24 protein-coding genes are annotated in these 26,226 nt (G+C 64.5%); 11 read left to right on the top strand and 13 right to left on the bottom strand.

Annotated features, from left to right (window positions below):
- The first annotated feature begins 3 nt into the window (after positions 1 to 3).
- The 6 genes from ABID59_RS18350 to ABID59_RS18325 all read left to right on the top strand — a co-directional run bounded on the left by ABID59_RS18350 (position 4) and on the right by ABID59_RS18325 (position 5,436).
- Complete coding sequence (locus ABID59_RS18350; RefSeq protein ID WP_148751015.1) at positions 4 to 900, top strand: ABC transporter permease; 897 nt, start codon at positions 4 to 6, stop codon at positions 898 to 900.
- A gap of 94 nt (positions 901 to 994) precedes the next feature.
- Positions 995 to 2,713 (top strand): dipeptide ABC transporter ATP-binding protein, encoded by a 1,719-nt coding sequence (locus ABID59_RS18345; RefSeq protein ID WP_354084265.1) that lies wholly within the window; start codon positions 995 to 997, stop codon positions 2,711 to 2,713.
- A gap of 26 nt (positions 2,714 to 2,739) precedes the next feature.
- On the top strand, positions 2,740 to 2,919 hold the full coding sequence (locus ABID59_RS18340) for a DUF4089 domain-containing protein (protein ID WP_187434813.1): 180 nt from the start codon (positions 2,740 to 2,742) through the stop codon (positions 2,917 to 2,919).
- Between the two features lie 7 nt (positions 2,920 to 2,926).
- Entirely contained in the window at positions 2,927 to 4,324 is a 1,398-nt protein-coding gene (locus ABID59_RS18335; RefSeq protein WP_354084264.1) for an AtzE family amidohydrolase, read from the top strand.
- A gap of 1 nt (position 4,325) precedes the next feature.
- Positions 4,326 to 4,718, top strand: a complete 393-nt coding sequence (gene hpxZ, locus ABID59_RS18330; RefSeq protein WP_148751013.1) for an oxalurate catabolism protein HpxZ — start codon at positions 4,326 to 4,328, stop codon at positions 4,716 to 4,718.
- A gap of 4 nt (positions 4,719 to 4,722) precedes the next feature.
- Positions 4,723 to 5,436, top strand: coding sequence for a GntR family transcriptional regulator (locus ABID59_RS18325; protein ID WP_354084263.1), 714 nt, complete (start codon positions 4,723 to 4,725; stop codon positions 5,434 to 5,436).
- 106 nt (positions 5,437 to 5,542) lie between these two features.
- On the opposite strand, the gene atzF is transcribed toward ABID59_RS18325, so the two are convergent.
- Positions 5,543 to 7,348 carry an allophanate hydrolase gene (gene atzF, locus ABID59_RS18320; protein WP_502916810.1) on the bottom strand — a complete coding sequence of 602 codons (1,806 nt, stop codon included), beginning with the start codon at positions 7,346 to 7,348 and terminating at the stop codon, positions 5,543 to 5,545.
- A 206-nt stretch (positions 7,349 to 7,554) separates the two neighbouring features.
- Positions 7,555 to 8,061 (bottom strand): MarR family winged helix-turn-helix transcriptional regulator, encoded by a 507-nt coding sequence (locus tag ABID59_RS18315; RefSeq protein ID WP_354084261.1) that lies wholly within the window; start codon positions 8,059 to 8,061, stop codon positions 7,555 to 7,557.
- A 149-nt stretch (positions 8,062 to 8,210) separates the two neighbouring features.
- Between ABID59_RS18315 and ABID59_RS18310 the strand changes: the two genes are divergently transcribed.
- Positions 8,211 to 10,061 (top strand): feruloyl-CoA synthase, encoded by a 1,851-nt coding sequence (locus ABID59_RS18310; RefSeq protein ID WP_354084260.1) that lies wholly within the window; start codon positions 8,211 to 8,213, stop codon positions 10,059 to 10,061.
- A gap of 233 nt (positions 10,062 to 10,294) precedes the next feature.
- Here the strand turns inward: ABID59_RS18310 and ABID59_RS18305 are convergent, their stop codons facing one another.
- Positions 10,295 to 10,798: a MarR family winged helix-turn-helix transcriptional regulator gene (locus ABID59_RS18305; RefSeq protein WP_354031484.1), complete on the bottom strand. Its 504-nt coding sequence runs from the start codon at positions 10,796 to 10,798 to the stop codon at positions 10,295 to 10,297.
- 83 nt (positions 10,799 to 10,881) lie between these two features.
- Between ABID59_RS18305 and ABID59_RS18300 the strand changes: the two genes are divergently transcribed.
- Together ABID59_RS18300 and ABID59_RS18295 are read left to right on the top strand one after the other, a co-directional pair.
- Positions 10,882 to 12,090 (top strand): cytochrome P450, encoded by a 1,209-nt coding sequence (locus tag ABID59_RS18300; RefSeq protein ID WP_354084259.1) that lies wholly within the window; start codon positions 10,882 to 10,884, stop codon positions 12,088 to 12,090.
- Positions 12,091 to 12,127: 37 nt separating this feature from the next.
- Positions 12,128 to 13,339 (top strand): ABC transporter substrate-binding protein, encoded by a 1,212-nt coding sequence (locus ABID59_RS18295; protein ID WP_354084258.1) that lies wholly within the window; start codon positions 12,128 to 12,130, stop codon positions 13,337 to 13,339.
- A gap of 129 nt (positions 13,340 to 13,468) precedes the next feature.
- Here ABID59_RS18295 and ABID59_RS18290 read toward each other — a convergent pair whose 3' ends face one another.
- Positions 13,469 to 14,731, bottom strand: a complete 1,263-nt coding sequence (locus tag ABID59_RS18290; protein ID WP_354084257.1) for an NAD(P)/FAD-dependent oxidoreductase — start codon at positions 14,729 to 14,731, stop codon at positions 13,469 to 13,471.
- A gap of 313 nt (positions 14,732 to 15,044) precedes the next feature.
- Here ABID59_RS18290 and ABID59_RS18285 point away from each other — a divergent pair, with 313 nt between their 5' ends.
- The gene (locus ABID59_RS18285; RefSeq protein ID WP_148751005.1) at positions 15,045 to 16,217 is read left to right on the top strand and encodes an ABC transporter substrate-binding protein; all 1,173 of its coding nucleotides are present in this window, start codon (positions 15,045 to 15,047) and stop codon (positions 16,215 to 16,217) included.
- A gap of 147 nt (positions 16,218 to 16,364) precedes the next feature.
- On the opposite strand, the gene ABID59_RS18280 is transcribed toward ABID59_RS18285, so the two are convergent.
- From ABID59_RS18280 to ABID59_RS18240, 9 genes are all read right to left on the bottom strand, one after another.
- Positions 16,365 to 18,236, bottom strand: a complete 1,872-nt coding sequence (locus tag ABID59_RS18280; protein ID WP_354084256.1) for a bifunctional sugar phosphate isomerase/epimerase/4-hydroxyphenylpyruvate dioxygenase family protein — start codon at positions 18,234 to 18,236, stop codon at positions 16,365 to 16,367.
- Entirely contained in the window at positions 18,233 to 18,970 is a 738-nt protein-coding gene (locus tag ABID59_RS18275; protein WP_354031488.1) for an ABC transporter ATP-binding protein, read from the bottom strand. Before ABID59_RS18275 ends, ABID59_RS18280 begins: the two co-directional genes overlap by 4 nt.
- 12 nt (positions 18,971 to 18,982) lie before the next feature.
- Entirely contained in the window at positions 18,983 to 19,726 is a 744-nt protein-coding gene (locus ABID59_RS18270) for an ABC transporter ATP-binding protein (protein ID WP_354031489.1), read from the bottom strand.
- Positions 19,723 to 20,721, bottom strand: coding sequence for a branched-chain amino acid ABC transporter permease (locus tag ABID59_RS18265; RefSeq protein ID WP_354084255.1), 999 nt, complete (start codon positions 20,719 to 20,721; stop codon positions 19,723 to 19,725). Before ABID59_RS18265 ends, ABID59_RS18270 begins: the two co-directional genes overlap by 4 nt.
- Entirely contained in the window at positions 20,718 to 21,593 is an 876-nt protein-coding gene (locus tag ABID59_RS18260) for a branched-chain amino acid ABC transporter permease (RefSeq protein WP_354084254.1), read from the bottom strand. The genes ABID59_RS18265 and ABID59_RS18260 overlap by 4 nt, the downstream gene beginning before the upstream one ends.
- 166 nt (positions 21,594 to 21,759) lie before the next feature.
- Entirely contained in the window at positions 21,760 to 22,890 is a 1,131-nt protein-coding gene (locus ABID59_RS18255) for an ABC transporter substrate-binding protein (protein ID WP_354084253.1), read from the bottom strand.
- A gap of 62 nt (positions 22,891 to 22,952) precedes the next feature.
- On the bottom strand, positions 22,953 to 23,831 hold the full coding sequence (locus tag ABID59_RS18250) for a shikimate dehydrogenase (RefSeq protein ID WP_354084252.1): 879 nt from the start codon (positions 23,829 to 23,831) through the stop codon (positions 22,953 to 22,955).
- A 133-nt stretch (positions 23,832 to 23,964) separates the two neighbouring features.
- A complete protein-coding gene (locus ABID59_RS18245) occupies positions 23,965 to 24,903 on the bottom strand; it encodes a LysR family transcriptional regulator (RefSeq protein ID WP_354031493.1) in 939 nt (312 codons plus the stop codon).
- Between the two features lie 203 nt (positions 24,904 to 25,106).
- Positions 25,107 to 25,283, bottom strand: coding sequence for a hypothetical protein (locus ABID59_RS18240; RefSeq protein WP_354084251.1), 177 nt, complete (start codon positions 25,281 to 25,283; stop codon positions 25,107 to 25,109).
- Between the two features lie 167 nt (positions 25,284 to 25,450).
- Here ABID59_RS18240 and ABID59_RS18235 point away from each other — a divergent pair, with 167 nt between their 5' ends.
- The gene (locus ABID59_RS18235; protein ID WP_354031494.1) at positions 25,451 to 26,179 is read left to right on the top strand and encodes a helix-turn-helix transcriptional regulator; all 729 of its coding nucleotides are present in this window, start codon (positions 25,451 to 25,453) and stop codon (positions 26,177 to 26,179) included.
- The last annotated feature ends 47 nt before the right edge of the window (positions 26,180 to 26,226 follow it).

The following is a 26,226-nucleotide window of genomic DNA, read 5'->3' as shown; positions in this document are numbered from 1 at the left end:
GCTATGAGCACCGTCGCGCCAGCCGTTGAACCCGGTCCCGCCCGCACCTCGGGACTGGTCGCGATCCTCGAACAGACCCGCTATGTCCTCGGCGAGAACAAGGTCACGGGCTTTTCCTTCGCCCTGCTGATCGTGATCCTCCTTGCGGCGATCTTCGGTCCCTACACGGTGCCGTACGATCCGCTCGCCTCCGACACCGCGGCGGCGTTGAAAGCACCATCGGCGGCGCACTGGTTCGGCACCGATCAGCTTGGGCGCGACATTTTCAGCCGCGTCGTGGTGGCGACGCGGCTCGATACCTTCATCGCGGTCGCCTCCGTCGTGCTGGTGTTCCTGATGGGCGGGCTCGCCGGCATCGCAGCCGGTTACTTTGGGGGCTGGACCGATCGCATCGTCGGCCGTATCGCCGACACCATCATGGCCTTCCCGCTGTTCGTGCTGGCGATGGGCATTGTCGCCGCGCTCGGCAACACCGTGCAGAACATCATTCTGGCCACCGCCATCGTCAACTTCCCGCTCTACGCCCGCGTCGCGCGCGCCGAAGCGAACGTGCGCCGCAATGCCGGCTTCGTGCAGGCGGCGCGTCTCTCCGGCAACGGCGAATTCCGCATCCTGCTGGTGCATATCCTGCCGAACATCATGCCGATCATGATCGTGCAGATGTCGCTGACCATGGGCTACGCCATCCTCAATGCCGCCGGCCTGTCCTTCATCGGCCTCGGCGTCCGCCCGCCGACCGCCGAATGGGGCATCATGGTCGCTGAAGGCGCGGGCTTCATGGTCTCGGGCGAATGGTGGATCGCGCTCTTCCCCGGCCTCGCGCTGATGATCGCCGTGTTCTGCTTCAACCTCCTCGGCGACGGCCTGCGCGACATCGTCGATCCCCAGCGGAGAACGTGATGGCCCCATTTCCGCGAGAATTCTCTAATGATTTCAACGCCGCTCTACTGTGCATGGGGTTGTTTTCGAGCTTTTTGAGTGACGGGAGGCATCCATGACCGCCCAGCCGCTGCTCGAGGTCCAGGACCTCACCGTCGAATTCACCACCCGGCGCGGCATTGTCAAAGCCGTGCAGCACGTCAACATCTCCGTCGCCAGGGGCGAGACGCTCGCCATCGTCGGCGAGTCCGGCTCCGGCAAGTCGGTGACGTCCTACGCGGTGATGCGCATCCTCGATCGCGCCGGGAGGATCGCCGAGGGCTCGGTGATGTTCTCCGGCATCGACGTCAAGGCCGCGACCGAAGGCCAGATGCGCGACCTGCGCGGCCGCGAAGTCTCGATGATCTTCCAGAACCCGCGCGCCGCACTGAACCCGATCCGGAAAGTGGGCGACCAGATCGAGGACGTGCTGCGCACCCATGTGCAGCAGGCCCAGGTTGCCGATCACGGCGAGAAGGCGATCGAGGCGCTGGAGCAGGTCAAGATCGCCCGCCCGCGCGAGCGCTATCACGCCTATCCGTTCGAGCTCTCCGGCGGCATGTGCCAGCGCGTCGTCATCGCGCTCGCGCTCGCCTGCAACCCGCAGCTCCTGATCGCTGACGAGCCGACCACCGGCCTCGACGTCACCACCCAGAAAGCGGTGATGGACCTGATTGTCGAGCTGACCAAGCGCAAGGCGATGTCGACCATCCTCATCACCCACGATCTCGGCCTCGCCGCCGCCTATTGCGACCGCGTCGTGGTGATGGAAAAGGGCCGGGTGGTCGAGACCGCCAAGGCCGCCGACATCTTTACCAACCCGCAGAACCCCTACACCAAGAAGCTGATGCGCGCGACGCCGCGGCTCGGTGTGAGCTTGCGGGATCTGCTGCCGGAGGAGGAGGGAGCCGCGAGCGCGGAGCCTGCCCCGGCCGTCGCCGCAAGTGCACAGGGCCAGCAGCCCCTTCTCCTGATCGAAAAGCTGGTCAAGGAATATCCCCGCCAGGGCGCCACCGCCACGCTCGGAAAACTGTTCGGCCGCAAGCCGCCGGTCGAGCCGGACGTGTTCCGCGCGGTCGACGGCATCAGCTTCTCGATCGGCCATGGCGAGAGCGTCGGTCTGGTCGGCGAATCCGGCTGCGGCAAATCGACCACGTCGATGATGGTGATGCGGCTGCTGGACCAGACCTCCGGCCTGATCCAGTTCGACGGCGAGGACATCGGCGGCATTCAGCCTGCCGCCTTCGCCCGGCTGCCGCAGCGCAGCCGGATCCAGATGGTGTTCCAGGACCCGACCGACAGCCTCAACCCGCGTTTTACCGCGGCGCGCGCCATCGTCGACCCGATCATGCAGCTCGGCGATATCAGGGGGCGCGATGCGCTCCGCGCCCGCTGCGAGGAGCTGGCCACGATGGTCGGCCTGCCGCACAATCTGCTCGATCGCTTCCCACACCAGCTCTCCGGCGGGCAGAAGGCCCGCGTCGGCATCGCCCGCGCCATCGCGCTGCATCCAAAGCTCGTCATCCTGGACGAGCCGACCGCGGCGCTCGATGTCTCCGTGCAGGCAGTTGTCCTGAACCTGCTTCAGGATCTGAAGGCGCGGCTAGGTATGAGCTATCTGTTCGTCTCGCATGATTTGAATGTGGTGCGCTTGTTGTGCGATCGTGTCATTGTGATGCGGACGGGGCGGATCGTCGAGGAAGGCTCTTCCGAGCAGGTCCTGAGCGATCCGCAGGACGATTACACCAAGGAGCTGCTGACGGCGATCCCGCATCCGCCGTTGCAGATCCACTGAGAGTGCATTGATTGTTTGGGAGTGTGATGGCCGAGCCGCTGGACGACTATATCGACGCCGTATCGAAAGCGCTGGCGCTGCCGGTCGAGGAGGCCTGGCGGCCCGCGGTACGCGCCAATCTCGAAGTCTCGCTGCGGCTTGGTCGCCTCGTCGACGAATTCGCGCTGCCGGACGACACCGAGCCGGCGCCGATCTTCACGGCCTGATGCTGCCATGACCACCAAGCCAGAGATGACGGCCTCCGAGATCGCGAATGCGGTTGCGCGCGGCAAGATGTCTGCACTCGATGCCACCGAAGCGGCGCTCGCGCGTATCAAGCAGCGCGACACCCTGCTCAATTCCTTCACCGACGTCACCGCCGATCGCGCCCGTGCGAAAGCGCGTGCGATCGATGCCGACATCGCGGCTGGCAAGACCGTCGGCCCGCTCGCCGGCGTACCCTTCGCGGTGAAGAACCTTTTCGACGTCGCGGGACTGCCCACGCGGGCCGGCTCGAAGATCAACCGCGACCTCGCACCGTCCAGGCGTGACGCGACCTTGATCGAGCGACTGGAAGCGGCCGGCGCCGTGCTGGTCGGTGCGCTCAACATGGGCGAGTACGCCTACGACTTCACCGGCGAGAACGTCCATGACGGTCCCTCGCGCAATCCGCATGACATCACGCGGATGGCCGGCGGCTCATCAGGCGGCTCCGGCAGCGCCGTCGGCGGCGCGCTCGTGCCGATTGCCCTAGGCTCGGACACCAACGGCTCGATTCGCGTGCCGTCCTCCTTCTGCGGCATCTTTGGCCTGAAGCCGACCTATGGCCGGCTGTCGCGGGCGCGCTCGTTCCCGTTCGTCGCGAGCCTCGATCATCTCGGCCCGTTCGCGCGCTCGGTGACGGATCTCGCGCTCGCCTATGACGCGATGCAGGGCCCGGATGCCGACGACGCAGCCTGCACGACAACACGTGGTCTGGAGCCGACGACGCCGCTGCTCGCAAATCCGGTCTCGGACCTGCGCATCGCGATCGCCGGCGGGCACTTCCAGAAGAACCTATTTCCAGAAGCCGTCGAGGCCGTCAGCCGTATCGCCAAGGCACTTGGCGCAACGCGAGTGGTCGACGTGCCCGAAGCCTCGCGCGCCCGCGCGGCGGCCTATGTCATCACCACCACTGAAGGCGCATCGCTGCATCTCGATCGCCTGCGCAAGCGTCCGAACGATTTCGATCCCGCCGTGCGCGACCGGCTGATCGCCGGCGCCATGGTGCCGGCGCCGCTGGTAGACCGCGCGCAAAAATTCCGCCGTTGGTATCGCGCGCAACTCGCTGAAATCTTCAAATCCGTCGACGTGCTGATCGCCCCGGCAACGCCCTGCACCGCGCCAAAACTCGGCCAGGTGAATTTCAATCTCGATGGCGTCGAATTGCCGGTGCGCGCCAATATCGGCATCCACACCCAGCCGATCTCGTTCATCGGCTTGCCCGTGGTTGCGGTGCCGGTGCCGCTCGAGCCGCTGCCGATCGGCGTGCAGATCATCGCCGCGCCCTGGCGCGAGGACATCGCGTTGCGCGTTGCGCACGCATTGGAGAAGATGGGCGTGGCCGCCGCGCCGTCACCTAGAGGATTTTGAGATGGAGATCGATCTCCCCGACGTGATCGCGGAAGTCAAAGCCGCGTTCGAGCGCTATGAGCGGGCCCTCGTCGCCAACGACGTCGCCGTGCTCGGCGAGCTGTTTCGCAACGATCCCCGCACGCTGCGCTACGGCATCGGCGAGAACCTCTACGGCTATGGGGCGATCTCGGGTTTTCGGGCCGGCCGCTCGCCGGTCGGCTTGAGCCGCCGCACCGCCAAGACCGTGATCACCAGCTATGGCCGCGATGCGGCTGTCGCCTCCACTCTGTTCTATCGCGACACGGCTCCCGGCAAGGTCGGCCGGCAGATGCAGACCTGGATTCGCTTCCCGGAGGGCTGGCGCGTCGTCGCTGCCCATGTCAGCATCATCGACGAGTCGAAAGAGACCTGACCGTATGACGCTTGACGATTTTCCGCCCGGGACACTGCCGGTGGTGCCGCGTGTCGACCGTGCCTCGCCATCGATGCAGAAGGTCACGCGCGCCGAGGAACTGCGTCTCCAGCTTGCCGACGAGATCGTGCGTGGAACTCTCGCGCCCGGCGCGCCGCTTGACGAGACCGACATCGCGCGACGCTTCAGCGTCTCGCGCACGCCGGTACGCGAAGCGCTGCGGCAACTGGTCGCGAGCGGCCTGGTCGAGGCACGACCGCATCGCGGCGCGGTCGTTGCGCAGCCGTCGATCGAGCGGCTGACGGGCATGTTCGAGGCGATGGCGGAGCTGGAGGCGCTGTGCGCAGGCCTTGCTGCCGAGCGCATGTCGGCCGCCGAGCGTCACGGTCTCGAAGCGATCCACGAGGAGCTCCGCGTCCTTAGCTACGCCGGCAATCCCGATCGCTTCCACGAGGTCAACGAGCGTTTTCATAACGCGATCTATGCGGGTTCGCAGAACGGTTACATCGCCGAGATCACGCTGGCGACGCGGGTCCGCGTGCAGCCGTTCCGCCGCGCCCAGTTCCGCAACCTCGGCCGTCTCGCAAAGTCGCAAGCCGAGCACGACCGCGTCGTCGTCGCCATCATGCGCGGCGACAAGCATGGCGCCGCCGCCGCGATGCGCGCGCATATCGAGCTGGTGCGCGGGGAGTATGAGATCTACGCGGTGTCGGTGTGATAGAGTAGATCGAGTAGGGTGGGCAAAGGCGCAACGCGCCGTGCCCACCATCGATCCCAACTAACGGTGATGGTGGGCACGCTTCGCTTTGCCCACCCTACGGGACCTATGTTGTCGCGGCTTCCTTCATATACGCGCGCCAGCCGCCATACGCGGTGATATCCCGCGCCGCGCCCAGCGCCTCCGGCTCGACGAGAAACCCCTTCACGCTGCGGCCATCCGCAAGCCGGATCGTACCGATCGCCATCGGCGCAGGGATCGCGTTGACGAACTTGCCGAAGGCCGATGACGACAGCGACCAGATCTCCAGCTCGATCGACGCGCCCGTGCCGGCTTCGACGCGCAGCAGGCCCGGCTTCGGCGGCGTGGTCTTCAGCGCATAGAGTTTGTAGTCCGGCGCGGTCCTGGTCGCCTCGATCAACTTTGCGTTCAGCGTCTTCAATTCGCCATTGAGCGCCATGCCGGAAAGATGCGCGCCGACCACGGCGATCGGGATCTCGTCGCCGCTGCTTCTGGCAAGCGCCGCAAGCGGCGCTTGCGCCACGCCCTTCGCACCAAGCGTCAACTTCGTATCGGCATGGAACACGCGCCCGATGCTCGCAAGCATCGCATCGCGGCCGGCGGGCGCCAGCAGCGTGATGCCGAAAGGAGTGCCGTCCGCACGCATCGCCGCCGGCACGGCAAGGCCGCAGAGGTCGAGCAGATTGACAAAATTTGTATAGGTGCCGAGCCGGCTGTTGAGCTCGACCGGATTGGCGAGCACCTGTGCGGTCGTATAGGCCGTCGGCGCCGTCGGCAGCACCAGCGCGTCGATATTGGCAAATGTGCGCTCGGCGATCTTGCGCAGGCCCTGCAAGCGGTAGAGTGCCGAGAAGGTTTCGGCTGCTGTGAGCCGCGCACCGGCCGCGGTGATCTCGCGGGTCACCGGATGGATGGAGTCCGGCGCGGACGCCAGCAGATTCTTGATCACGAGATAGCGCTCGGCAACCCAGGGCCCTTCATAGAGCAGTCGCGCCGTCTCGTAGAACGGCTCGAGATCGAACTCGACCAGCTCAGCGCCGAGTGTGGTCCAGCGCTTCAGGGCTTCGCCGTAAGCGGCTTCGGCTTTCTTGTCGCCGAAGAAGATCAGCTGCCCGTTGCGCGGCACGCCCAGGCGCAGATTTGCCGGAAGCGGCGTGATCGCGCCCAGCGGCCGGTCGCGTGAGAACGGATCGGCCTGATCGGGACCGGTCATCACCGACAGCGCGAGTGCGGCATCATCCACCGTCAGCGCAAACACTGAGATACAGTCGAGCGTGCGACACGCCGGCACGAGACCTGCGGTCGAGATCATGCCGAGGCTCGGCTTCAGCCCGACGATGTTGTTGAGCAGGGCCGGCACGCGGCCGCTGCCGGCCGTGTCCGTGCCGAGTGACAGTGGCACGAGGCCTGCGCCGACCGCCACAGCGGAGCCCGAGCTCGATCCGCCCGGAATGAGGTCCGCACGGACCGAATTCCTGGGAATGCCATAGGGCGAACGCACGCCCACGAGGCCGGTTGCGAACTGGTCGAGATTGGTCTTGCCGATGATGATCGCGCCTGCCGCGCGCAGCCGCTCGACCGCCGTCGAGTCATGCGTCGGCGCATAGGAGAAGGCCGGGCAGGCCGCCGTGGTCGGAAAGCCCAGCGCGTCGATATTGTCCTTCACGGCAACAGGCACGCCATAGAGCGGCAGGCTGGCGGTATCCTTCGCGGCAAGCTTCCCGGCCTCCGCCATCGCGTCCTTCTCGTCGCGCAGGCTGATGAAGATCGCGGGATCGTTGTGGTCGCGAATGCGCTGATAGGTCCGCGCGACCGTCTGCGCCGGCGTCATTGTGCTCGCGCGATGCGCGGCCACAATCGCGGCGATCGTTTCAGGCTGCTCAGCCCCCATTTCAGCCTTCATGGCGATAAAACTCCGGCAACTTGTCTTCACCCGGAATGAAGCAAGCGATGTGCCATTGTGTACATTATCCGGGCAGTGCGGCTGTTCCGGATATTATCGAAAGATCAGCAGCTTGTGGGATGGCTCGATGATCGATTGGGCGGCCGGGCCAGGGCCCGGTTGCGGGCATCTGCCCAAATCATGAGCAGTCCTGATCAGGTGAAGCCGGCCAGGATCTGAAGCAGCCGCTCCCGGTTGGCCTTGCCGATCTTCTCCTCGACATGCCGCTCGTGCTCGATGGCGAGCCGCTTGAATTTGGCCAACGCCGTCTCACCTGGGCCGGTGAGATGCAGCGCGTGCGAGCGCCGATCCTGTTTCGACTTGATCCGTTTCACCAGCTTGCGCTGTTCGAGGCTGTCGAGCAGGTGCACCAGCCGGGCGCGCTCGATGCCGAGGCGCTTTGCCACTGCCATCTGCGAGAGCCCGGGGTTGGCGCCGATCACGGTCAGCACCGAATATTGCGTCGGCCTGATGTCGACGTCGCCGAGCGTCTTGATGAAATCCTGAAAGATCCAGATCTGGAAGCGCCGCACCGCATAGCCGGCGTGGCCGACCAGCGCGTCCAGCCCGATCTCGTCCGCGTCGTTCCACCGCGCCGCGCCATTGCCGGCGCGTTTGCGTGGGGAGGGGCGGGTGTCGGCTCGGGCTGCCCTGGCTGTCACATCGTGTCTCCTGCCGCGCGACCTTAGCGCCTTGGCGGTCCCAACGGAAGATTGTTGTTGACGACAACAATTGTCCCGCCCAACATTATGGCCAAAGCGGCCCGCAACGAGGCTGCGGCCGATTCCGGATATGGGCGAGGGAGGAAACCATGACGTCAGCCACTCGCGGTGACGCTTCGAGCCTGTTCGCAACGCCAAAGACCGTCGCCGAGCATCGCGCCGACGGCAGCATTGTGCTGCGCTCGGGCGAGCCCTTGCGCGATTGCGCGCGCTGCATCGGCGACTGGCTGGAGCATTTTGCGCGGCAGACCCCGGACAAGATCTTCCTCGCCGAGCGCGGCAGTACCGAATCGCCCTGGACCACCGTCACCTATGCGCAGGCGCTGCAGCAGGTGCGAGGCGCGGCGTCATGGATCCTCGCGAGGGGCCTCAGCGCGGAATGCCCACTCGTCATCCTCTCCGACAACAGCATCGACCATGCGTTGCTGGCGCTTGCCGCTCAGCATGTCGGTGTGCCCTCGGCCGCGATCTCGCCGGCCTATTCGCTGATGTCGAAGGATTTTGACAAGCTCAAGAGCATGATCGCGCTGCTGGAGCCGGGCGCGATCTATGTCTCCGCAACAAAGCCGTTTGCGGCGGCGCTCGCCGCGATCAAGCCGCTGCATAAGGCGCAGATCATCAGCGGCAATGCCGATGATGCCGGCGCGCTTGCCTTCCGCGCCATTGCGGCAACAGCTGAGACGCCTGACGTTGCAAAAGCCTTTGCCACGGTGACCCCGGACACGATCGCAAAATTCCTGTTCACGTCGGGCTCGACCGGCACGCCCAAGGCAGTCATCAACACCCAGCGCATGCTGACCTCGAGCCAGCAGGCCAAGGCGCAGACCTGGACCTTTCTGGAGCAGGGCCACGGCGATCTCGTCATCCTCGATTGGCTCCCCTGGAGTCACACCTTCGGTGCCAACCACAATTTCAATCTCGTGCTGCGCAACGGCGGCTCGCTCTATATCGACGGCGGCAAGCCTGCACCCGGTCTGTTCGCGACGTCACTGGCCAATCTGAAAAGCGTGATGCCGACGGTCTATTTCAACGTGCCGCGCGGTTTCGACATGCTGATTGCGGCGCTGCGCGGCGATGAGGAACTGCGCCGCCGCTTCTTCGGCGAGGTGAAGTTCGCCTTCTATGCCGGCGCCGCGCTGCCGCAGAATCTCTGGGACGCGCTCGAACAGCTCTCGATCGAGACTGTCGGCCGGCCGCTGCCGATGGTCTCGGCCTGGGGCTCGACCGAGACGTCGCCGCTGGCGACCGACTGCCATTTCCTCGCCGAACGCTCTGGCAACATCGGCGTGCCGATTCCGGGCACCGAGTTGAAGCTCGTCACTTGCGGCGACAAGCTCGAGGTGCGCGTGCGCGGCCCCAACGTGACGCCGGGCTACTGGAAAGCGCCCGAGCTGACCAGGCAGGCTTTTGACGAAGAGGGCTTTTATCTGATCGGCGACGCGGTAAAACTTGCCGATGCGGGGCGTCCCGAGCGCGGCCTGTTCTTCGACGGCCGTGTCGCGGAAGATTTCAAGCTGAATTCCGGCACCTGGGTCAACGTCGGCACGCTGCGCGTCGCCGGCATTACAGCGCTTGCGCCGCTGGCGCAGGACATCGTCGTCACGGGTCACGGCGGCGATGAGGTGCGGTTTCTGGTGTTCCCGAACGTCGCAGCCTGCCGCGCTCATGCCGGTCTGCCCGGGACGGCAGATGTGAATGACGTACTGGCGCACGACAAGGTCAGGACCACGTTGGCGCAAGGTCTCGCAAGACTGAAGCAGCAGTGCGCCAACTCCTCCGGTCACGCCACGCGCGCGCTGTTGCTCGCCGAACCGCCATCGGTGGACGGCGGCGAGATTACCGACAAGGGCTACATCAACCAGCGCGCGGTGTTGACACGCCGTGCGGATGCCGTGGGGCGGTTGAATGCTGATGCGTCGGCGGAGTGGGTTGGTCTGTAGGCGGTTCACGGACCCAAAGCTCGCCCGGATATGCCAGCCATTCTGCCGCATTATCCGTCGATTATTTTGTTGCCTAAGCAACTAATTCATGCGAATCGTTCCGGACAAGGATGACGGCGGGGGAACCGCTGCGCCTGATCTGGGAGGAAACGATGCTCGGCAGGAACGGCGCCGCGGGCAAATGCCTGCGCATGTCCGAAGGCGGCAATACGACGCGCCTCACGCCCGCCGCGTCAGCTGGTGCTGCCGCCCGTCACCGCGCCGAGGTTTTCGTGCAGCCGGCGCAGCAGGTCGATCAGTACCTCGCGCTCGTCCTTGCTCAGACAGGACAGCAGACGCCGTTCGCGCTCGAACGCCGCGACGATCACCTTGTCATGGGTGGCGCGGCCCTTCGCCGTCAGCGAGATCGAATGGGTGCGGCCGTCGTTCGGATCGGTGCGGATCGACACATGGCCGCGCTTCTCCAGGCCGGCGAGCGTGCGGCTCACCGGGCCCTTGTCGAAGCCGATGACGTGGCAGATGCGCGAGGCGGGAATGCCGGGCTCGATCGCCAGCAGCGACATGATCCGCCACTCCGTGACGTTGACGCCGAACTGCCGCTGATAGAACGCGGTCGCGCTGTTCGAGAGCTTGTTGGCGATGAAGGTGATGAACGCCGGGACGTAACGATCGAGGTCGAGCGTCGGCCCGAATTCAGCGGGCGCAGGCTTTTGGCGGGATCTGGTCGAAGGCGGCATATCGGGAATCTGTCTCGCGGCGTGCCCAGAGACCTAAGGGCAAGCGCCGCCCTTTCACAAGATCAAAATGAGGGAGGATTTTTATGAGCGCACCCGGCTCCGCCGCATCAGGCGTTCCGCATCTCGACGTCGATCCCTTCGACATGAATTTCTTTGCCGACCCTTATCCGACACATGAGCTGCTACGGGAGACGGGCCCGGTGGTCTATCTCGACAAGTGGAAGCTCTATGGCGTGGCGCGCTATGCCGAGGTTCATGCGGTTCTGAACGATCCCACGACGTTCTGCTCCAGCCGCGGCGTCGGCCTGTCCGATTTCAAGAAGGAGGCGCCGTGGCGGCCGCCGAGCCTGATCCTCGAGGCCGATCCTCCCGAGCACACCCGCACCCGCGCCGTGCTGTCGAAGGTGCTGTCGCCGACCGTGATGAAGGGGCTGCGCGACCGTTTTGCCGCGGCGGCGGAAGAGCGCGTGGATGCGCTGCTGGAGCAGCGCAGTTTTGATGCGATCACGGATCTAGCAGAAGCCTACCCGCTCTCAATCTTTCCGGATGCGCTCGGGCTGAAGCCCGAGGGGCGCGATCATCTCATTCCCTATGCGAGCCTGGTGTTCAACGCCTTTGGTCCGCCGAACGAGTTGCGCAAGGAGGCGATCGCGCGTTCGGCGCCGCACCAGGCCTATGTCACCGAGCAGTGCCAGCGCGACAACCTGACGCCGGGCGGCATCGGCGCCTGCATTCATGCCCATGTCGACGAGGGCGCCATAACAGCCACGGAGGCGCCGCTGCTGGTGCGCTCGCTGCTGTCGGCTGGCCTCGATACCACGGTCAACGGTATCGGTGCCGCCGTCTATTGCCTGGCTCGCTTCCCCGATCAGTGGCAGCGCCTGCGTAGCGATCTCACGCTCGCGCGCAACGCTTTCGAAGAGGCCGTGCGCTTCGAGAGCCCGGTGCAGACCTTCTTCCGCACCACGACGCGCGATGTCGAGCTGTCAGGCGCCACCATCGGCGAAGGCGAGAAAGTGCTGATGTTCCTCGCGGCCGCCAACCGCGATCCGCGGCGCTGGGACAAGCCTGACAGTTACGACATCACCCACCGAACCTCCGGCCATGTCGGCTACGGCTCGGGCATTCACATGTGCGTCGGCCAGCTCGTGGCGCGGCTCGAAGGTGAGACGATGCTCTCAGCCTTGGCCCGCCGCGTTGCCAGCATCGACATCACCGGCGAGCCGAAGCGCCGCTTCAACAACACGCTGCGCGGGCTCGACAGCCTGCCGGTGACGATCACGCCGGCTTGACGCTGCCGGCGGCGAAACCAATCAAGGGGAGGGACCAATGAAGAACTTGAAGTGGACGCTCGCGCTCGCTGCGAGCCTGATCGGCGGCGCCGCGAGCGCCGAGATATCCGACAATGTCGTTCGCGTCGGCGTGCTCAACGACATCTCCGGCATTTTTCAGGACACCAACGGCATGGGCTCGGTCGAGGCCGCGCGCATGGCGGCCGAGGATTTCAACGGCGGGGCTAAGGGCATCAAGGTCGAGATCGTCTATGCCGATCACCAGAACAAGGCCGATGTCGGCAACGCCATCGCGCGCAAATGGCTCGACGTCGAAGGCGTCGATGCGATCGTCGACGTGCCGAACTCCGCGGTCGGCCTCTCCATCAACTCGCTCTTGCGCGACAGCCGCATGACGTATCTGGCGTCGTCGACCGCGAGCGCCGATCTCACCGGCAAGGCGTGCTCGCGGAATACCATCCAATGGGTCAACGACACCTGGGCGACCGGCAACACCACGGCAGCGGCAATGATGTCGCGCGGCGGCAAGGACTGGTATTTCTTGACGGTCGACTACGCACTCGGCAAGGGCATCGAGGCGGAGGCGCAGAAATACATCGAGGGCCACGGCGGCAAGGTGCTCGGCTCTTCAAGACATCCGCTCGGCACCTCCGACTTCGCCTCGTTCCTGTTGCAGGCGCAGGGCTCGAAAGCGCAGGTGATCGGCCTTGCCAATGCCGGCGGCGACACCATCAACGCCGTGAAACAGGCCGCCGAGTTTGGCATCCAGCAGAGCGGCCAGAAGCTCGTCGCCTTCCTGCTCTTCATCAACGACGTTCACGGCATGGGCATCAAGGTGGCGCAGGGCCTGCAGCTCTTGGAAGCCTTTTACTGGGACATGAACGATGACACCCGCGCGTTTGCAAAACGCTTCGCCGCGCGTCCCGGCATGAACGGCAAGATGCCGAGCGGCAACCAGGCCGGCGTTTATGCCTCCACGCTCGTCTATCTCAACGCGGTCGCTGCGACCGGCAGCGACAATGCCAAGGACGTCGTGCCCGAGATGAAGAAATTTAAGGGCAAGGACAGACTGTTCGGCGACACCGCGATCCGCCAGGACGGCCGCGTCGTGCATCCGATGTATCTGTTCGAGGTGAAGAAGCCGGAAGAGTCGAAATATCCCTACGACTATTACAAGCTGGTCTCGACGATTCCCGCGGAGCAGGCGTTTCGCCCGATGGCGGAGGGCGGGTGCGAGCTGGCGAAGTAGATCTCGTGCCCCGGACGCAGTGCAGCGCGTAGCGCCGCGCTGCAGAGCCGGGGCCCATGACTGCTGGGTCCCGGCTCTGCGTCGCGTCATTTCATGCCGCGCCGCGTCCGGGACGCGAGAGAAGCACCCCTACACCACCTTGCTGCTCCCCTGCGTGATCAATCGCGCCGCGCGCTGGTCGCGGGCGTAGATCCAGAGCCAGCTCAGCGCCACGCTGAGGCGGTGGCGCAGGCCGATCAGGAAGTAGATGTGGGCGATGCCCCAGATCCACCACGCGATGGTGCCGCGCAGTTTGATCTTGCCGAAATCGATCACCGCGAGACGCTTGCCGATCTGGGCGAGGCTGCCGGCGTGCTTGTAGCGGAACGCTCCCTTGTTCTCGCCGCGCAGCCGGGCCTTGATGGTCTCGGCGACATGCTTGCCCTGCTGCTTCGCGGCCGGCGCGATGCCGGGCACCGGCTTGCCTTCCCAGGCGTTGATATTGATGGTGTCGCCGATCGCGAAGATCTCGGGATGGCCGGGAATCGTCAGGTCGTCTTCGACCTGCACGCGCCCTGCGCGATCGGCAGGTGCGCCCAGCCATTCCGCGGCGGGCGAGGCCCGCACGCCGGCGGCCCAGATCCGGGTCTTTGCCTCGAGCAGCTTGGCGCCGAACACGACGCCCTCACGATTGATCTCGGTGACGGCTTGTCCCAGCACGACCTCGACGCCGATCTTTTCGAGCGACGCTTGCGCATAGGCCGAGAGCTCGTCGGGAAAGCCCGCGAGCACGCGCGCACCTGCCTCGATCAGCACGACGCGCGCTTTCGTCGTGTCGATGTTACGGAAATCGCCGGGCAGCGTATGGTGCGCCATCTCGGCGATGGTGCCGGCAAGCTCGACGCCGGTGGGACCCGCGCCGACGATCACGAAGGTCAGCCGCGCCGCGCGCTTGGCCGGATCGGTCTCGCGCTCGGCACGCTCGAACGCCACCAGGATGTGACGGCGCAGCGTGGTCGCGTCTTCCAGCGTCTTCAGCCCTGGCGCCCATGTCTCCCACTCGTCATGGCCGAAATAGGCATGCCGCGCGCCGGTCGCGAGCACCAGCGTGTCGTAAGGCACCTCGCTGCCGTCGTCGATCAGCACGCAGCGCCTGGCAGCATCAACGCCGCTGACGGTCGCAAACAGCGTCGTCACTTCGCGCCGGTCGCGCATGAGATGGCGGACCGGCCAGGCAATCTCGCTGGTCGCAAGCGAGGCGGTCGCGACCTGGTACAGCAACGGCTGAAACAGATGATGGTTGCGGCGGTCGATCAGCGTGATCTCGACTGGCGCGCCCGCCAGCCGGTAGGTCGTCTCCAGCCCGCCGAAGCCGGCGCCGACGATGACGACGCGATGCGGTGTCGTGGTCATGATGTACCCTCGAATCTCGCTGCTCTATTTCCTCATTTAAGTGCCGATTGGGCGCCGCGGTCCAATAGCTGTCATCAATCACGGAAATAGGCTCGGCATATCGACCGGCCCCCGCGAAAAAGCGCCGCAGCCTTGGACCGGTCTTGGCCGAAGTAGGTAGAATTATATTTCTTGCCATCGCCGTTTGGGGCGAAATATGGTGCAAGGGAGGGCGCCGAGCCATTGGCGGCCCGACAGATTTTGCGTTCAATAGAGACAGACCCGGGCGGCGATCACCCCGTTTCCGGGATCAATAATAAGGAGGGGAGTGGTTATGAAGATGGCATTCTGGCTGGCGGGCGCGGCGGCGCTGGTGCTGGCAAATCAGGCATTCGCCGGCGACACCATCAAGATCGGTTTCGTCTCGACTTTCAGCGGACCGGGCGCCGTGATCGGCAACGACATGCGCAACTCCTTCGAGCTCGCGCTCGACCACATGGGCCGCAAGATGGACGGCAAGCCAGTCGAGGTGATCTACGAGGATGACGGGCAGAAGCCTGACGTCGGCAAGCAGAAGACCGAGAAGCTGGTGCAATCCGACAAGGTCGATTTCCTCGCCGGCTACATCTGGTCGAACGTGCTCTTGGCCTCGCTCAAGACCGCGGTGGACTCGCAGACCTTCCTGATCTCGGCCAATGCGGGCCCGTCGCAGCTCGCCGGCGATTTGTGCTCGCCCTACGTGTTCTCGACCTCGTGGCAGAACGACCAGACGCCCGCCGCCATGGGCCTCTACATGAACCAGAAGGGCGTCAAGAGCGTGTTTCTGATCGGCCCGAACTACGCGGCCGGCAAGGACATGCTCGCGGGCGTGAAGAGCACGTTCAAGGGTGAGGTCAAGGGCGAGGAATACACGGTCTGGCCGAGCCAGCTCGACTTCTCCGCTGAGCTCTCCAAGGCGCGCGCCTCGGGCGCCGAGTCGATCTTCGTGTTCTATCCCGGTCCGGCCGGCGTGCAGTTCCTCAATCAATATGCGCAGGCGGGCCTCAAGAGCACGATGCCGCTCTACACCGCTTTTACCGTCGACGAGCTGTCGCTGCCGCTCCAGAAGGAGAACGCGCTCGGCGTTCCCGGCGCGCAGGAGTGGGTCAACGACTTGCCCAACGAGCAGAACAAGCGCTTCGTCACCGACTATCGCAAGAAGTACACCGGCCTGCGCCCGACCTATTACGGTGCGCAAGCCTATGACGCGGCCCAGCTGATCAATAGCGCGGTCGTCGCGGTGAAGGGCGACACCAGCAAGAAGGACGCGATGAAGGCCGAGATGGAGAAGGCCAACTTCAAATCGCTGCGCGGCGCCTTCAAATACGGCAACAACCACATCCCGGTGCAGAGCTTCTATCTGCAGGACGTAGTCAAGGACGCCGAAGGCCAGCTCTCGCTGAAGACGGTGGCGACGATCGTTGAGAACGACCAGGATCGCTTCCACGACAAGTGCACGATGAAATAGCCACAGGTGACGTTGTCCCTTCTCCCCTTGTGGGAGAAGGTGGCGCGAAGCGCCGGATGAGGGGTATCTCTCCGCAAATTCAGCATCGCGGTTGAGGAAAGACCCGTCTCGCCGCTATGCGGCGAGCCAGTGGGGAGAGGGTAAGACCTATACCCGCGGCATGCTCGCGGGCCGGACCTCTCGGGATTGCGCTGCTAGCCTGATCCCGGCATTTGCCGCACCAAACCCCTGATAATTCTTTCGCTCGACGATCTCGAAGAAGAACCGCTCATCAAAAATGTGCGTGTAGACCTGGAAGAATTCGCCGTCGCCCTCGCGGTCGTAGAGGATGTGGTTGGCGCGGAGCTTTGCCATGACATCGGGCGCGAGATCGTATTTGGCTTCGATGTCGTCGTAATAATTATCCGGAATATCCAGGAAGTCCGCACCGCGGGCGCGCATCGCGGCGACGGTGGCAAAGATGTCCTCGCACGCGAACGCGACATGCTGCACGCCTGAGCCGAAAAACTCCGAGATGAAACGCGCCGGCAGCGTGCGGTTGGCGGACGAGCCGTTGAGCACGAAGCGCAGGCTCTGGTCCGCGTTGATGACGGCCTGGCTCTGCACCAGGCCGCGGGGGTCGGCGATCTCCATCTGCGGTAGGCGCTTGAGGTCGAGGATGCCGGTGTAGAACAGCAGCCAGGACAGCATCTCGTCATAAGGCATCGACTGCGCGATGTGGTCGATGGCGAGCAGGGCATCCGCGCTCGTATCGCTCGCAATCGGCGCAAAATCCGTGTCCCAGTTCTTGCCGACCTGGTCGAGGAAATAAAGAAGGCTGCCGCCGACGCCGTGGATCGCGGGGATCTCCAGCTCGCCCGGCCCGACCGGCTGGTAGAAGGTGCGCGCCTTCAGCGTCTCGGCCCGCTGCATGGCAAGCCCCGCATTATCGACGTCGAGCGCGATGGCGCAAACGCCGGGACCGTGCGTGACGTAATGCGAATGCGCAAAGCCGTCGGTCTCGCAATTGATCACGAGCTCGACCTTGCCCTGCGACCAGCGCTCCACCGCCTTGCTGCGATGCTTGCCGCTTCTGCGGAAGCCGAGCTGTGAAAACAGATGCGCGAGCTCGCCGGCCTTGGTCTCGTTGACGGCGAACTCGATGAAGCCCGTGCCGCTGCTCTTGGCCTTCGGCGCCAGGGGCTCGCCGACGAGCTTTGGCCAATCCGGGGCGAGCTGGTCCTGCAACAGGATCAGCGAGCGCAGGCCGTCCACCGCGGTCTGCGCCGCCGAGCCGGCGCGGAACTGGTCGTTGAAGATCTCCAGCGACCACGGCCCGGAATAGCCGGTCGCCGCGATCGCCTGCATGAACTCGCCGACCGGCAGATCGCCCTGACCGGGGAAGGAGCGGAAGTGCCTGCTCCACGACAGGATGTCGAGCTCGAGCTTTGGCGCGTCGGCCAGCTGCACCAGAAAGATCTTGTCGCCGGGAATCGAGGCCATCGCCCGCACCGGGAAGCCCGGCGCCAGCGCGTGAAAGCTGTCGAGAATGACGCCGATCGCGGGATGATCGGCGCGCCGCACGATCTCCCAGGCGTCGCGGTAGTCGTTGACGTGGCGGCCCCAGGCCAGCGCCTCGTAGCCGACGCGCAAAGACCGCTTGGCGGCGCGGTCACCGAGCTCGCGAAAATCATCGGCTGCGCGGTCGATACCGCCGAGCGAGTGAGGGGAGACATTGGAGCAGATCAGCAGCAAATCGGTGCCGAGCTCCTGCATCAGATCGAATTTGCGCTCGGCGCGGGCAAAATTGCGCGAGCGCTGCGGCTCCGGCATGCCCTCGAAATCGCGGAAAGGCTGGAATGCGCAGATCTCGAGATTGAGGTCCCTGCAGAGATTTGCGATGTCGCGCGGGCCGGAGCCGAACGACAGCAGGTCGTTCTCGAAGATCTCGACCGCCTCGAAGCCGGCGGATGCGATGGCGCGAAGTTTTTCGTCCAGGGCCCCGCTGAGTGAGACTGTTGCAATGGAGCGTTTGTTCATGCCGCACTCTCCTCCATGGCGCCACCCAGGAACAATTGCCCGATGCGCGGATCGTTTAAAATGCGTTCAGCCTTGTCGACCATGCGGGTCTGGCCGAGTTCCAGCACGATGCCGATATCCGAGATCTCCAGCGCCGAGCGCGCGTTCTGCTCGATCATCAGGACGGTGACGCCGCGCTCACGCAGGCTCTTCAGAATATCGAAGGTCTGCTGCACCATCAGCGGCGACAGGCCGATCGAGGGCTCGTCGACCAGCACGAGCGTTGGTTCGAGCAACAGCGAGCGGGCGATCTCGAGCTGCTTCTGCTCGCCGCCGGAGAGCGTCGAGGCCTGCTGTGCCGACTTGCGGCGGAGCGCGGGGAACAGGTCGAGCGTGGCCTCGATGCGCGTCGGCAGGTCGATGTCCTTGCCTGCCGCGACGCCGCCGAGCTCGATGTTGTGGCGGACCGACAGTTCCGGAAAGATGTTGCGGCCTTGCGGCACATAGCAGATGCCGGCGTTGAGCAGCGCGCGCTGGCTCAAATTGGTGACGTCGCGGCCGGCAAAATTGATCTTGCCTTCGCGCAGCTTGAGCAGGCCAAAGATCGCCTTGAACACGGTGGATTTACCGGCGCCGTTCGGGCCGATGATCGTGGTGATGGTCGCCGGCGGCACCGAAAACGTCGTGCCGTTCAGGATCGTCATCTTGCCGTAGCCGCCGACGAGGTTGTGAACCGAGAGGATCGGATCGCTCATGGCTCGCTTTCCCTAATGTCCGAGATAGGCTTCGATCACGGCGGGGTTCTTGCGCACCTCGTCCGGCCGCCCCATCGCCAGCACCTTGCCTTCCGCCATCACTATCACGCGCGAGCACAGCGACATCACGAACTCCATGTTGTGCTCGATCACGACGAAGGTCGCATTCTTCTCGCGGTTGATCGCGACGAGGCGTTCCTTCAGATCCGACAGCATCGTCGGATTGACGCCGCCGGCGGGCTCGTCGAGCAACACCAGGCGCGGCCCGCCCATGAAGGCCATGGCAGCGTCGAGCAGCTTCTGCTGGCCGTAGGAGAGGCCGCCGGCAGGTTCCTCGGCGAGATGATCGAGCTTGAAGAAGCCGATCATCTGGTCGGCGGTGTCGGTCAGCCCGGCATCGGAGCGGCCGACGAGGCGCGAGGCCATGTTGCCCTGATGCTCTTGGCCTGCGAGGATCAGGTTCTCGCGCACCGAGAGTTTTGGAAACACCTGCAGGAGCTGGAAGGTGCGGCTGACGCCGAGCTTGTTGAGCTCGGAGGGGCGCAAGCCCGTGACGACCTTGCCGTCGAGCTTGACCTCGCCGCCTGATGGCGTGAGCTGGCCGAGGATGCAGTTGAACAGGGTGGATTTGCCGCAGCCGTTCGGGCCGATCAGGCCGAGGATCTCGCCCTCGCGAACATCGAACGAGACGCCGTCGACCGCAGTGATGCCGCCAAAGCTCTTCTTGATGTCGGTGACTTCGAGGACCGCACTCATTGCGCCGTCTCCAGGCGGGACTTGGCGACGGCGCGCAGCTCGGAGGCTGCCTTGGTGCGCCGTGCGGCCATAGTGCGGTCGAGGATTCCCAGGATGCCCGTCGGCGACCAGATCAGAAGTCCCATCACCGCGATCGCGTAGAGCATCAGATAATACCCTTCCGTGAAGCGCAGCCATTCCGGCAGCAGCACCGCGATCATCGCGCCGAGGAACGGGCCGAAATAGAAGCCGGCGCCACCGACGATCACCATCATCAGGAGATCGAGCGACAGCGACAGGTTGAACGGCACAGGGTCGATATATTGCGTCAGCGGCGCATAGAGCGCGCCGGCGACGCCGCCGAGCGCCGAGCCGATCGCAAAGGCCATCAGCGTGTAGCGGCGGGTATCGATGCCGAGCGATTGCGCACGCAGCGGATTTTCACGCAGTGCCATGAAGGCGCGGCCCCAGGGCGAACGAATCAGCCACCAGACCGCGACGGACACGATGGCGAGCGAGCCGAGGCAGATATAGTAGAATGGCAGCGGCTTGTTGGTCGCGATGCCGAAGACATGCGGCCGCGGAATGTTGGAGATGCCGTAGATGCCGCCAGTGAGCCAGCTCTCGTTGCGGAACACCAGGAAGGCGAGGGTGGAGAAGGCAAGCGTGACGAAGGCGAGGTAGTGGTGCTGCACGCGCAGCGCGGGATAGCCGAGCACCCAGCCGACCGCGAAGCTTAAGGCGATCGCGACGACAATCGCGGCCGGCAGCGGCCAGCCATGCGTCGTCATGATCGCGGCCGCATAGGCGCCGATACCCACGAAAGCGCCCTGCGCCAGCGAAACCTGCCCGGCATAACCAAGCGTGAGATTCAGCCCCATCGCGGCGATGGTCATCACCGCCCACTGGCTCAGCATGAACAGGCCGTAGCGGTTGAAGTTCATGGGAATGACGATCAGGCCGGCAATGACAATGAGGCCGAGCGCGATCTTCAGGGGTTTGGCGAAGCCGCTCATACCGTGCGCTCCTCGGGGCGGCCGAGCAGTCCTTGCGGCCGGAACAGGATGACCACGATCAGGAAGATCAGCGGCACGGCCGCGCGGTATTGCGTCGAGACATAGGACGCCGCGAGATTGTCGAGCACGCCGATCAACAGGCCGCCGGCGATCGCACCGCGCACCTGGTTGAAGCCGCCGACGATCGCGGCGATGAAGGCAGCCTGGCCCAGCACTTCACCGCTCGAAAACTTTGCCAGATAGATCGGCGTGATCAGCAGCGAAGCCAGCGCGACCAGGAAGGCGTTGATCAGGAAGGTTAGCAGGATCATACGCTCGACCGGCACGCCGATGATGCGCGCAACGGTTGGGTTTTGGGCTGCCGCCTGCATCTGGTGGCCAAGCGAGGTACGGTTGAGCAGCGTGGTCAGGCCGAACACGGCAAGGATGGCGACGACGAGGACGCCGATGCTCTGCAGCGACACGGCGTGGCCGAGGATGGAGATGTCTCCGGTCGGCACGATCGACGGAAAGGGCGAAGCCTCCGCGCTGAAGAACTGCTTGACGGCCTCCTTGATGCCGATCGCCAGCGCCATGGTCGCGATCGCGAGCGGCAGCACGCCATGGCGCATCATCGGATCGACCAGCAGTATCTTGAAGGCCAGCCCAAGCAGGATCATCGACAGGACGATACCAAGGATGATCGCGAGCCAGAACGGCGCGCCGACATGCATCGCCGCCAGCATCAAGAACGCGGGCAGCATCACGAACTCGCCTTGTGCGAAATTGATGGTCTGCGAGGTCTGCCACAGCAGCGTGAAGCCAACCGCGACCAGCGCGTAGATCGCGCCGGTGGCAAGTCCCGCGACCAGAAGATCGAACAGATTGGACATTATTGCCTCGCGTGTCCCTCGTCCTGCTATGTCGTCTCCGTCTCCCCCGTCTCTCTTTCTTCTCCCTCTCCCCGCGAAGGGCGGGGAGAGGGAGACGAAAGATCTCTCCCCGCGAAGAGTGGGGCGAGGGAGAAGAACTCCCCGGGAAGGAGAGAAAAGAAGCACCTCACTTCATCTTCGGCAGCACCTGCTTCACGACCTGCTTGCCTTCGACCACCTCGACCAGAAAACTCTGCCGGTCGATGTCGCCGTTTGCATCGAAGGTGACGTCCATCAAAATGCCCGGCTCGTCCGCGGCCTTGATGGTCAGGCCGTGCAGCGTGTCGGCGAAGGCCTTGGAATCGACCTTGCCCATCTTCTCCGTGGTGGCCTTCACCATGTAGACGGCGAGATAGCCCTTCAGGCCGTTATGATCGGGAACGTAATTGTACTTCTTCGAGAACCGGTCACGGAATCCCTTGATCAGGTCGACCGGGGCATCCGTGGTGAGGCCGACATGGCCGCGCGCGCCGTTGGCGGCATCGCCGGCGAGCTCGATCACCTTCTGGCCGATCAGCGTGGTCTCACCCATCAGCGGCGCGGTGACGCCCTGGCGCTTCAGCTCCTTGAGAATACGCGCGCTCTCTTCCTCGTTGAGATAGACGAACACGGCGTCCGGGTTGGCGGCCTTGATCTTGCCGACGTCGGCGGCGAAATCGGCCTGGCCCGCCTCGGTGGAGAGATCGGCGACGACCTTGCAGCCGAGCCGCTCCAGCTCCTTGACCACGACGTCGCGCCCGCCGCGGCCAAAGTCATTGTTGACCCAGACCACCGCGACCGACTTCGCCTTCATGTCGTCGTGGATGTACTTTGCGACCTTCGGCATCGAGGACTGCTGGCCGAACGAGGTGCGGAACAGGAACTTGTTGCCGGCCTGGGTCAGCTCGGCGGCTTCGCCTCCCATGATCTGGGCGATGCCGGCTTCGGCTGCGAGCGGGGCGGTCACCTTTACCGAACCGGAATAGCCGGGTCCGAGCAGCACATAGGGCTCGGCGTCGAGCGCCTTCTGCACCTGCGCGCGCGCCACGCCGGGGTTGGACTGCGAGTCGGCATGGGTGACCTCGAGCTTGCGGCCGAGCACGCCGCCCTTGGCGTTGATCTCCTCGATCGCGAGGTCGATTCCGTTTTTCCAATTGGTGCCGACGGTGGCACCGCCACCTGACAGTTCGGCGACGTCGGCGAGCTTGATTGCCTGCGCGTGGGCACCGGCTGCAGCGGCGAAGGCAAGCAGGGCGCCCGCCAGTAGGGTCGATTTCATGGTCTCTCCTCCCATTTATTGATTTTGATGTTGCCCGCGGCCTTGTGTCCGGCCGCTTCGCCTCAAGCTGCCCGATAGGCGGCGCTGCGCGCGGCCATCACGGCGTCAAATGCCTCTCCCATGACCTCGGTCGATGGCGCAAGGCCCGTGAACAGTTCGAAGGCGTCGGCAGCCTGGTAGATCGCAAGCTCTCGCCCGGTCATGATCCGCGCGCCCTTCTCTTGCGCTGCGGCAAGGAGCGGTGTGATCAGCGGCGAATAGACGGCGTCGGCGACCCACAGGTTTTCACGCAGCAGCGTCGGCGCGACTGGCGTTTCCCGGTTCGGGAGCATGCCGACCGGCGTGCCGTTGACGAGGCCGGTGGCGCCGTCGAGCGCGTCCTCGACGCTCGTGGCCACCCTGGCGCCACCCTGTTTGGCGAGCAGCGCGGCGAGTCTTTCGGCCCGCGCCGGTTCACTGTCGAAGATGCGGATGTCAGCCACCTTCAGGCTCGCCAGCGCAAAGGCGATCGCCTTGCCGACGCCGCCGGTGCCGATCACGGCAACCGCATTTCCGGTGGGCGCCAGCAGCGGCGTGACGGCGTGCGCAAAGCCCGTGGTGTCGGTGTTGTGGCCAATCAGGCGACCGTCCTTGACGACGACGGTGTTGACCGCGCCCATGGCGGCCGCAGCCGGCGCCAGCTCGTCGAGCAGCGGGACCACCGCTTCCTTGTAGGGAAAGGTCACGTTGACGCCGGCAAAGCCGAGCCGCCGCACGCCCTCCAGCATCATGCCGAGCGCGGTCGCGTCAGCGCCGGCGACCTCGATGAGCTGGTAATGGCCGCGCAGGCCGAGGGCCTCGGCAGCGCGCTCATGCATGGCGGGAGAGGCGGAATGCGCGATCGGCGCGCCGATCAGGCCGGTCAGGAGCTTCTTGGAAGCGGCAGGTCCGCGCTTTGACATGATTCCACTATCGCCTGGTGAGATGCGTTCATTTCCGGCCATTAGCCGCGAAATTCGCGCAATTCCAAGTGGGACGATAGTCTTTCCTCCGCCTAACACAATTACCCATTTATCCGGTAAACCTAACATAATGTTATTTCTTCCGTCCACGCCCTGAAGTGGCCTTGCCGTTGCCTCGGGACGGCTCGACCGCGCGCATCTCGGCGCGCAGCGACTCGATGAAATACTCGACATGGAGCGACAGCGGTGCGCCGCGCTTGACTGCGATATAGGTGTCGAACCGCGTCGGCTCGGTGATCTTGAGCAGCTCGATGCCGGGATAGCCGCCATGGGCCACCGTGAACTGGTCGATGATGGCAATGCCGAGCCCGGCCTTCACCAGCGCGCAGACCGTGGTGCCGAAGCGCGCACGGATGGTGATGTTGTAGTCGAGGCGGTGGCGCGCAAAGATCTCGGCCATGATCCGGCCGTAGGGATCGTTCGGATCGATGCCGATCAGCGGATAGCGGGTGATCTCCGCGGCGGAGACCTGCTTGCGGCCGGCAAGCTCGTGGCCGGGCGGCACGATGCAATAGAGCTCGCCCGAGGCGAGCGGCATGAAGTCGAGGCCGGAATGCTCCAGCCGGTAGCTCATCGCCACGCATTCGCCGCGGCCGAGCATGAGATAGTCGATCGCTTCCTCGAGCTTGAGGATGTTGATGTCGATGCCGAGATCAGGATAGCGGCGGCGGACGCGCTCGATCGCGCGCGGCACCATCACCTGCGAGATGCTCGGCACCGAGCCGATCCGCAGTTCCGACAATCCGCCGCGGCCGATCTTGGAGATGATCTCGGAGAGATCGTCGACCTTCTTGTAGACGCCGTTGATCTGCTCGAAAATGTTCTCGGCTTCCGGCGTCGGGAAGTAGCGGCCGTTCTGGCGCTGGAAGAAGCGGATGCCGAGCGAGCGCTCAGTGTATTTGACCAGGCGGCTGATCCCCGGCGCCGACACGTTCAACAGCTTCGCCGCGCCGCCAATGGTGCCCGTCACCATCACGGCACGGATCACTTCAACCTGGCGCAGAGTCATCATGGTCTTGGCATCCGAAAGACGATCGTGGCGGCGATCATCTCACGACAGCGGTGATGTCATCCAGCGGCAAGTGTGACTTTAGTGGAGGCGGAGGAGCACGGGGAACGTCGCAGTCAGGGTGTTTCGACCAAAAGCAGCGCGCTAAAATTGAAAGCATCGTCGCGCGATCGGTTGCATCGGCGCCGTCTGCTGCGACCTGCATGCTAGCCCGCAGGGTTTTCCGGTGAGGCGCTGTCAACGAGCTCGTCGCGCTCGCTTTGCAGCACGTCGCGCGCGAACTCGATGATCTTCTGCTTGTTTGCCGTATCGCGCACGGCGAAAAACACGCGATTCAATTCCAGGCCGAGCACGCTGTTGAGGGCGATGTTCTCGTCTTCCATCGTGGCTTTCCCGCTCTAGACGCCTTAGGTGTAACTTGACGTCACTTCCTCCACAAGTAGATTGAATCTGCGGAGCCAATGGCACACCGGGAAACTACGGAAGCGGCGAATTGAGGCGGCCCCTAAAGACGTGCTATACGGAGCGGCGAGGGTCAGGGAACGCACCGATGTCCGCCGTCGACTATGGCCGGGAAGCGCTGGACTTCATCGAAGGGCTGCAAGCCTATCGTAGGGTTCCGGACGCAATGAATGCGCTCGAAGGGGCCTTCGGACGCTTTGGCTTCGAAACCATTATCGTGACGGGGTTGCCGAATCCCGACCAGCGGTTCGCGCAGATGGTGCTCGCCAAGCGCTGGCCGGCGGCATGGTTCAGCCTGTACACCGAGAACAATTATGACCGCGTTGACCCGGTGGTGCGGATGTGCCGGCAATCGGTCAACCCGTTTGAATGGTCGGAAGCGCCTTACAATGCCGAGCTCGATCCGGGTGCGGCGGAGGTCATGAACCGCGCCACCGATTTTCGCATGTCGCGCGGCTTCATCGTCCCGATTCACGGGCTGACCGGATATGAGGCGGCCGTCTCGCTTGGCGGCATCCATCTCGATCTCAATGCCCGCAGCAAGCCGGCCCTGCACCTGATGGCGATGTATGGCTTTGATCATATTCGCCGTCTGCTCGATCCGACGCCGCATCAGTTGACGCGCCTCACCCCGCGCGAGCGCGAGGTGATCGTCTGGGCCTCGCAAGGCAAGTCGGCCTGGGAGATCGGCGAGATCCTGCACATTACGCAGCGCACCGCCGAGGAGCATCTTGCAACCGCCGCGCGCAAACTGGGAGCGGTCAACCGTACGCATGCGGTTGCGTTGGCAATCCGCCACAAGATCATCAGTCCCTAAGCGACATACTGGGAAATTTCCCAATACCGAGCCGGCCTCTTTTCGCA

The organism is Bradyrhizobium sp. S3.3.6 (assembly GCF_040546905.1).
Taxonomy (GTDB): domain Bacteria; phylum Pseudomonadota; class Alphaproteobacteria; order Rhizobiales; family Xanthobacteraceae; genus Bradyrhizobium; species Bradyrhizobium cytisi.
Note: the sequence above shows the minus strand (reverse complement) of the source record. Positions and strands in the feature narration are given on the sequence as shown.

Excerpts from the sequence above, each read along its gene's own strand:
- ABID59_RS18310 (WP_354084260.1), top strand. The coding sequence starts at position 8,211 with ATGACGTCAGCCACTCGCGGTGACGCTTCGAGCCTGTTCGCAACGCCA.
- hpxZ (WP_148751013.1), top strand. The coding sequence starts at position 4,326 with ATGGAGATCGATCTCCCCGACGTGATCGCGGAAGTCAAAGCCGCGTTC.
- ABID59_RS18300 (WP_354084259.1), top strand. The coding sequence starts at position 10,882 with ATGAGCGCACCCGGCTCCGCCGCATCAGGCGTTCCGCATCTCGACGTC.
- ABID59_RS18345 (WP_354084265.1), top strand. The coding sequence starts at position 995 with ATGACCGCCCAGCCGCTGCTCGAGGTCCAGGACCTCACCGTCGAATTC.
- ABID59_RS18350 (WP_148751015.1), top strand. The coding sequence starts at position 4 with ATGAGCACCGTCGCGCCAGCCGTTGAACCCGGTCCCGCCCGCACCTCG.
- ABID59_RS18335 (WP_354084264.1), top strand. The coding sequence starts at position 2,927 with ATGACCACCAAGCCAGAGATGACGGCCTCCGAGATCGCGAATGCGGTT.
- ABID59_RS18270 (WP_354031489.1), bottom strand. The coding sequence starts at position 19,726 with ATGAGTGCGGTCCTCGAAGTCACCGACATCAAGAAGAGCTTTGGCGGC.
- ABID59_RS18290 (WP_354084257.1), bottom strand. The coding sequence starts at position 14,731 with ATGACCACGACACCGCATCGCGTCGTCATCGTCGGCGCCGGCTTCGGC.
- ABID59_RS18265 (WP_354084255.1), bottom strand. The coding sequence starts at position 20,721 with ATGAGCGGCTTCGCCAAACCCCTGAAGATCGCGCTCGGCCTCATTGTC.
- ABID59_RS18325 (WP_354084263.1), top strand. The coding sequence starts at position 4,723 with ATGACGCTTGACGATTTTCCGCCCGGGACACTGCCGGTGGTGCCGCGT.
- ABID59_RS18235 (WP_354031494.1), top strand. The coding sequence starts at position 25,451 with ATGTCCGCCGTCGACTATGGCCGGGAAGCGCTGGACTTCATCGAAGGG.
- ABID59_RS18285 (WP_148751005.1), top strand. The coding sequence starts at position 15,045 with ATGAAGATGGCATTCTGGCTGGCGGGCGCGGCGGCGCTGGTGCTGGCA.
- ABID59_RS18250 (WP_354084252.1), bottom strand. The coding sequence starts at position 23,831 with ATGTCAAAGCGCGGACCTGCCGCTTCCAAGAAGCTCCTGACCGGCCTG.
- atzF (WP_502916810.1), bottom strand. The coding sequence starts at position 7,348 with ATGGGGGCTGAGCAGCCTGAAACGATCGCCGCGATTGTGGCCGCGCAT.
- ABID59_RS18260 (WP_354084254.1), bottom strand. The coding sequence starts at position 21,593 with ATGTCCAATCTGTTCGATCTTCTGGTCGCGGGACTTGCCACCGGCGCG.
- ABID59_RS18280 (WP_354084256.1), bottom strand. The coding sequence starts at position 18,236 with ATGAACAAACGCTCCATTGCAACAGTCTCACTCAGCGGGGCCCTGGAC.
- ABID59_RS18295 (WP_354084258.1), top strand. The coding sequence starts at position 12,128 with ATGAAGAACTTGAAGTGGACGCTCGCGCTCGCTGCGAGCCTGATCGGC.
- ABID59_RS18275 (WP_354031488.1), bottom strand. The coding sequence starts at position 18,970 with ATGAGCGATCCGATCCTCTCGGTTCACAACCTCGTCGGCGGCTACGGC.
- ABID59_RS18340 (WP_187434813.1), top strand. The coding sequence starts at position 2,740 with ATGGCCGAGCCGCTGGACGACTATATCGACGCCGTATCGAAAGCGCTG.
- ABID59_RS18245 (WP_354031493.1), bottom strand. The coding sequence starts at position 24,903 with ATGATGACTCTGCGCCAGGTTGAAGTGATCCGTGCCGTGATGGTGACG.
- ABID59_RS18305 (WP_354031484.1), bottom strand. The coding sequence starts at position 10,798 with ATGCCGCCTTCGACCAGATCCCGCCAAAAGCCTGCGCCCGCTGAATTC.
- ABID59_RS18240 (WP_354084251.1), bottom strand. The coding sequence starts at position 25,283 with ATGGAAGACGAGAACATCGCCCTCAACAGCGTGCTCGGCCTGGAATTG.
- ABID59_RS18255 (WP_354084253.1), bottom strand. The coding sequence starts at position 22,890 with ATGAAATCGACCCTACTGGCGGGCGCCCTGCTTGCCTTCGCCGCTGCA.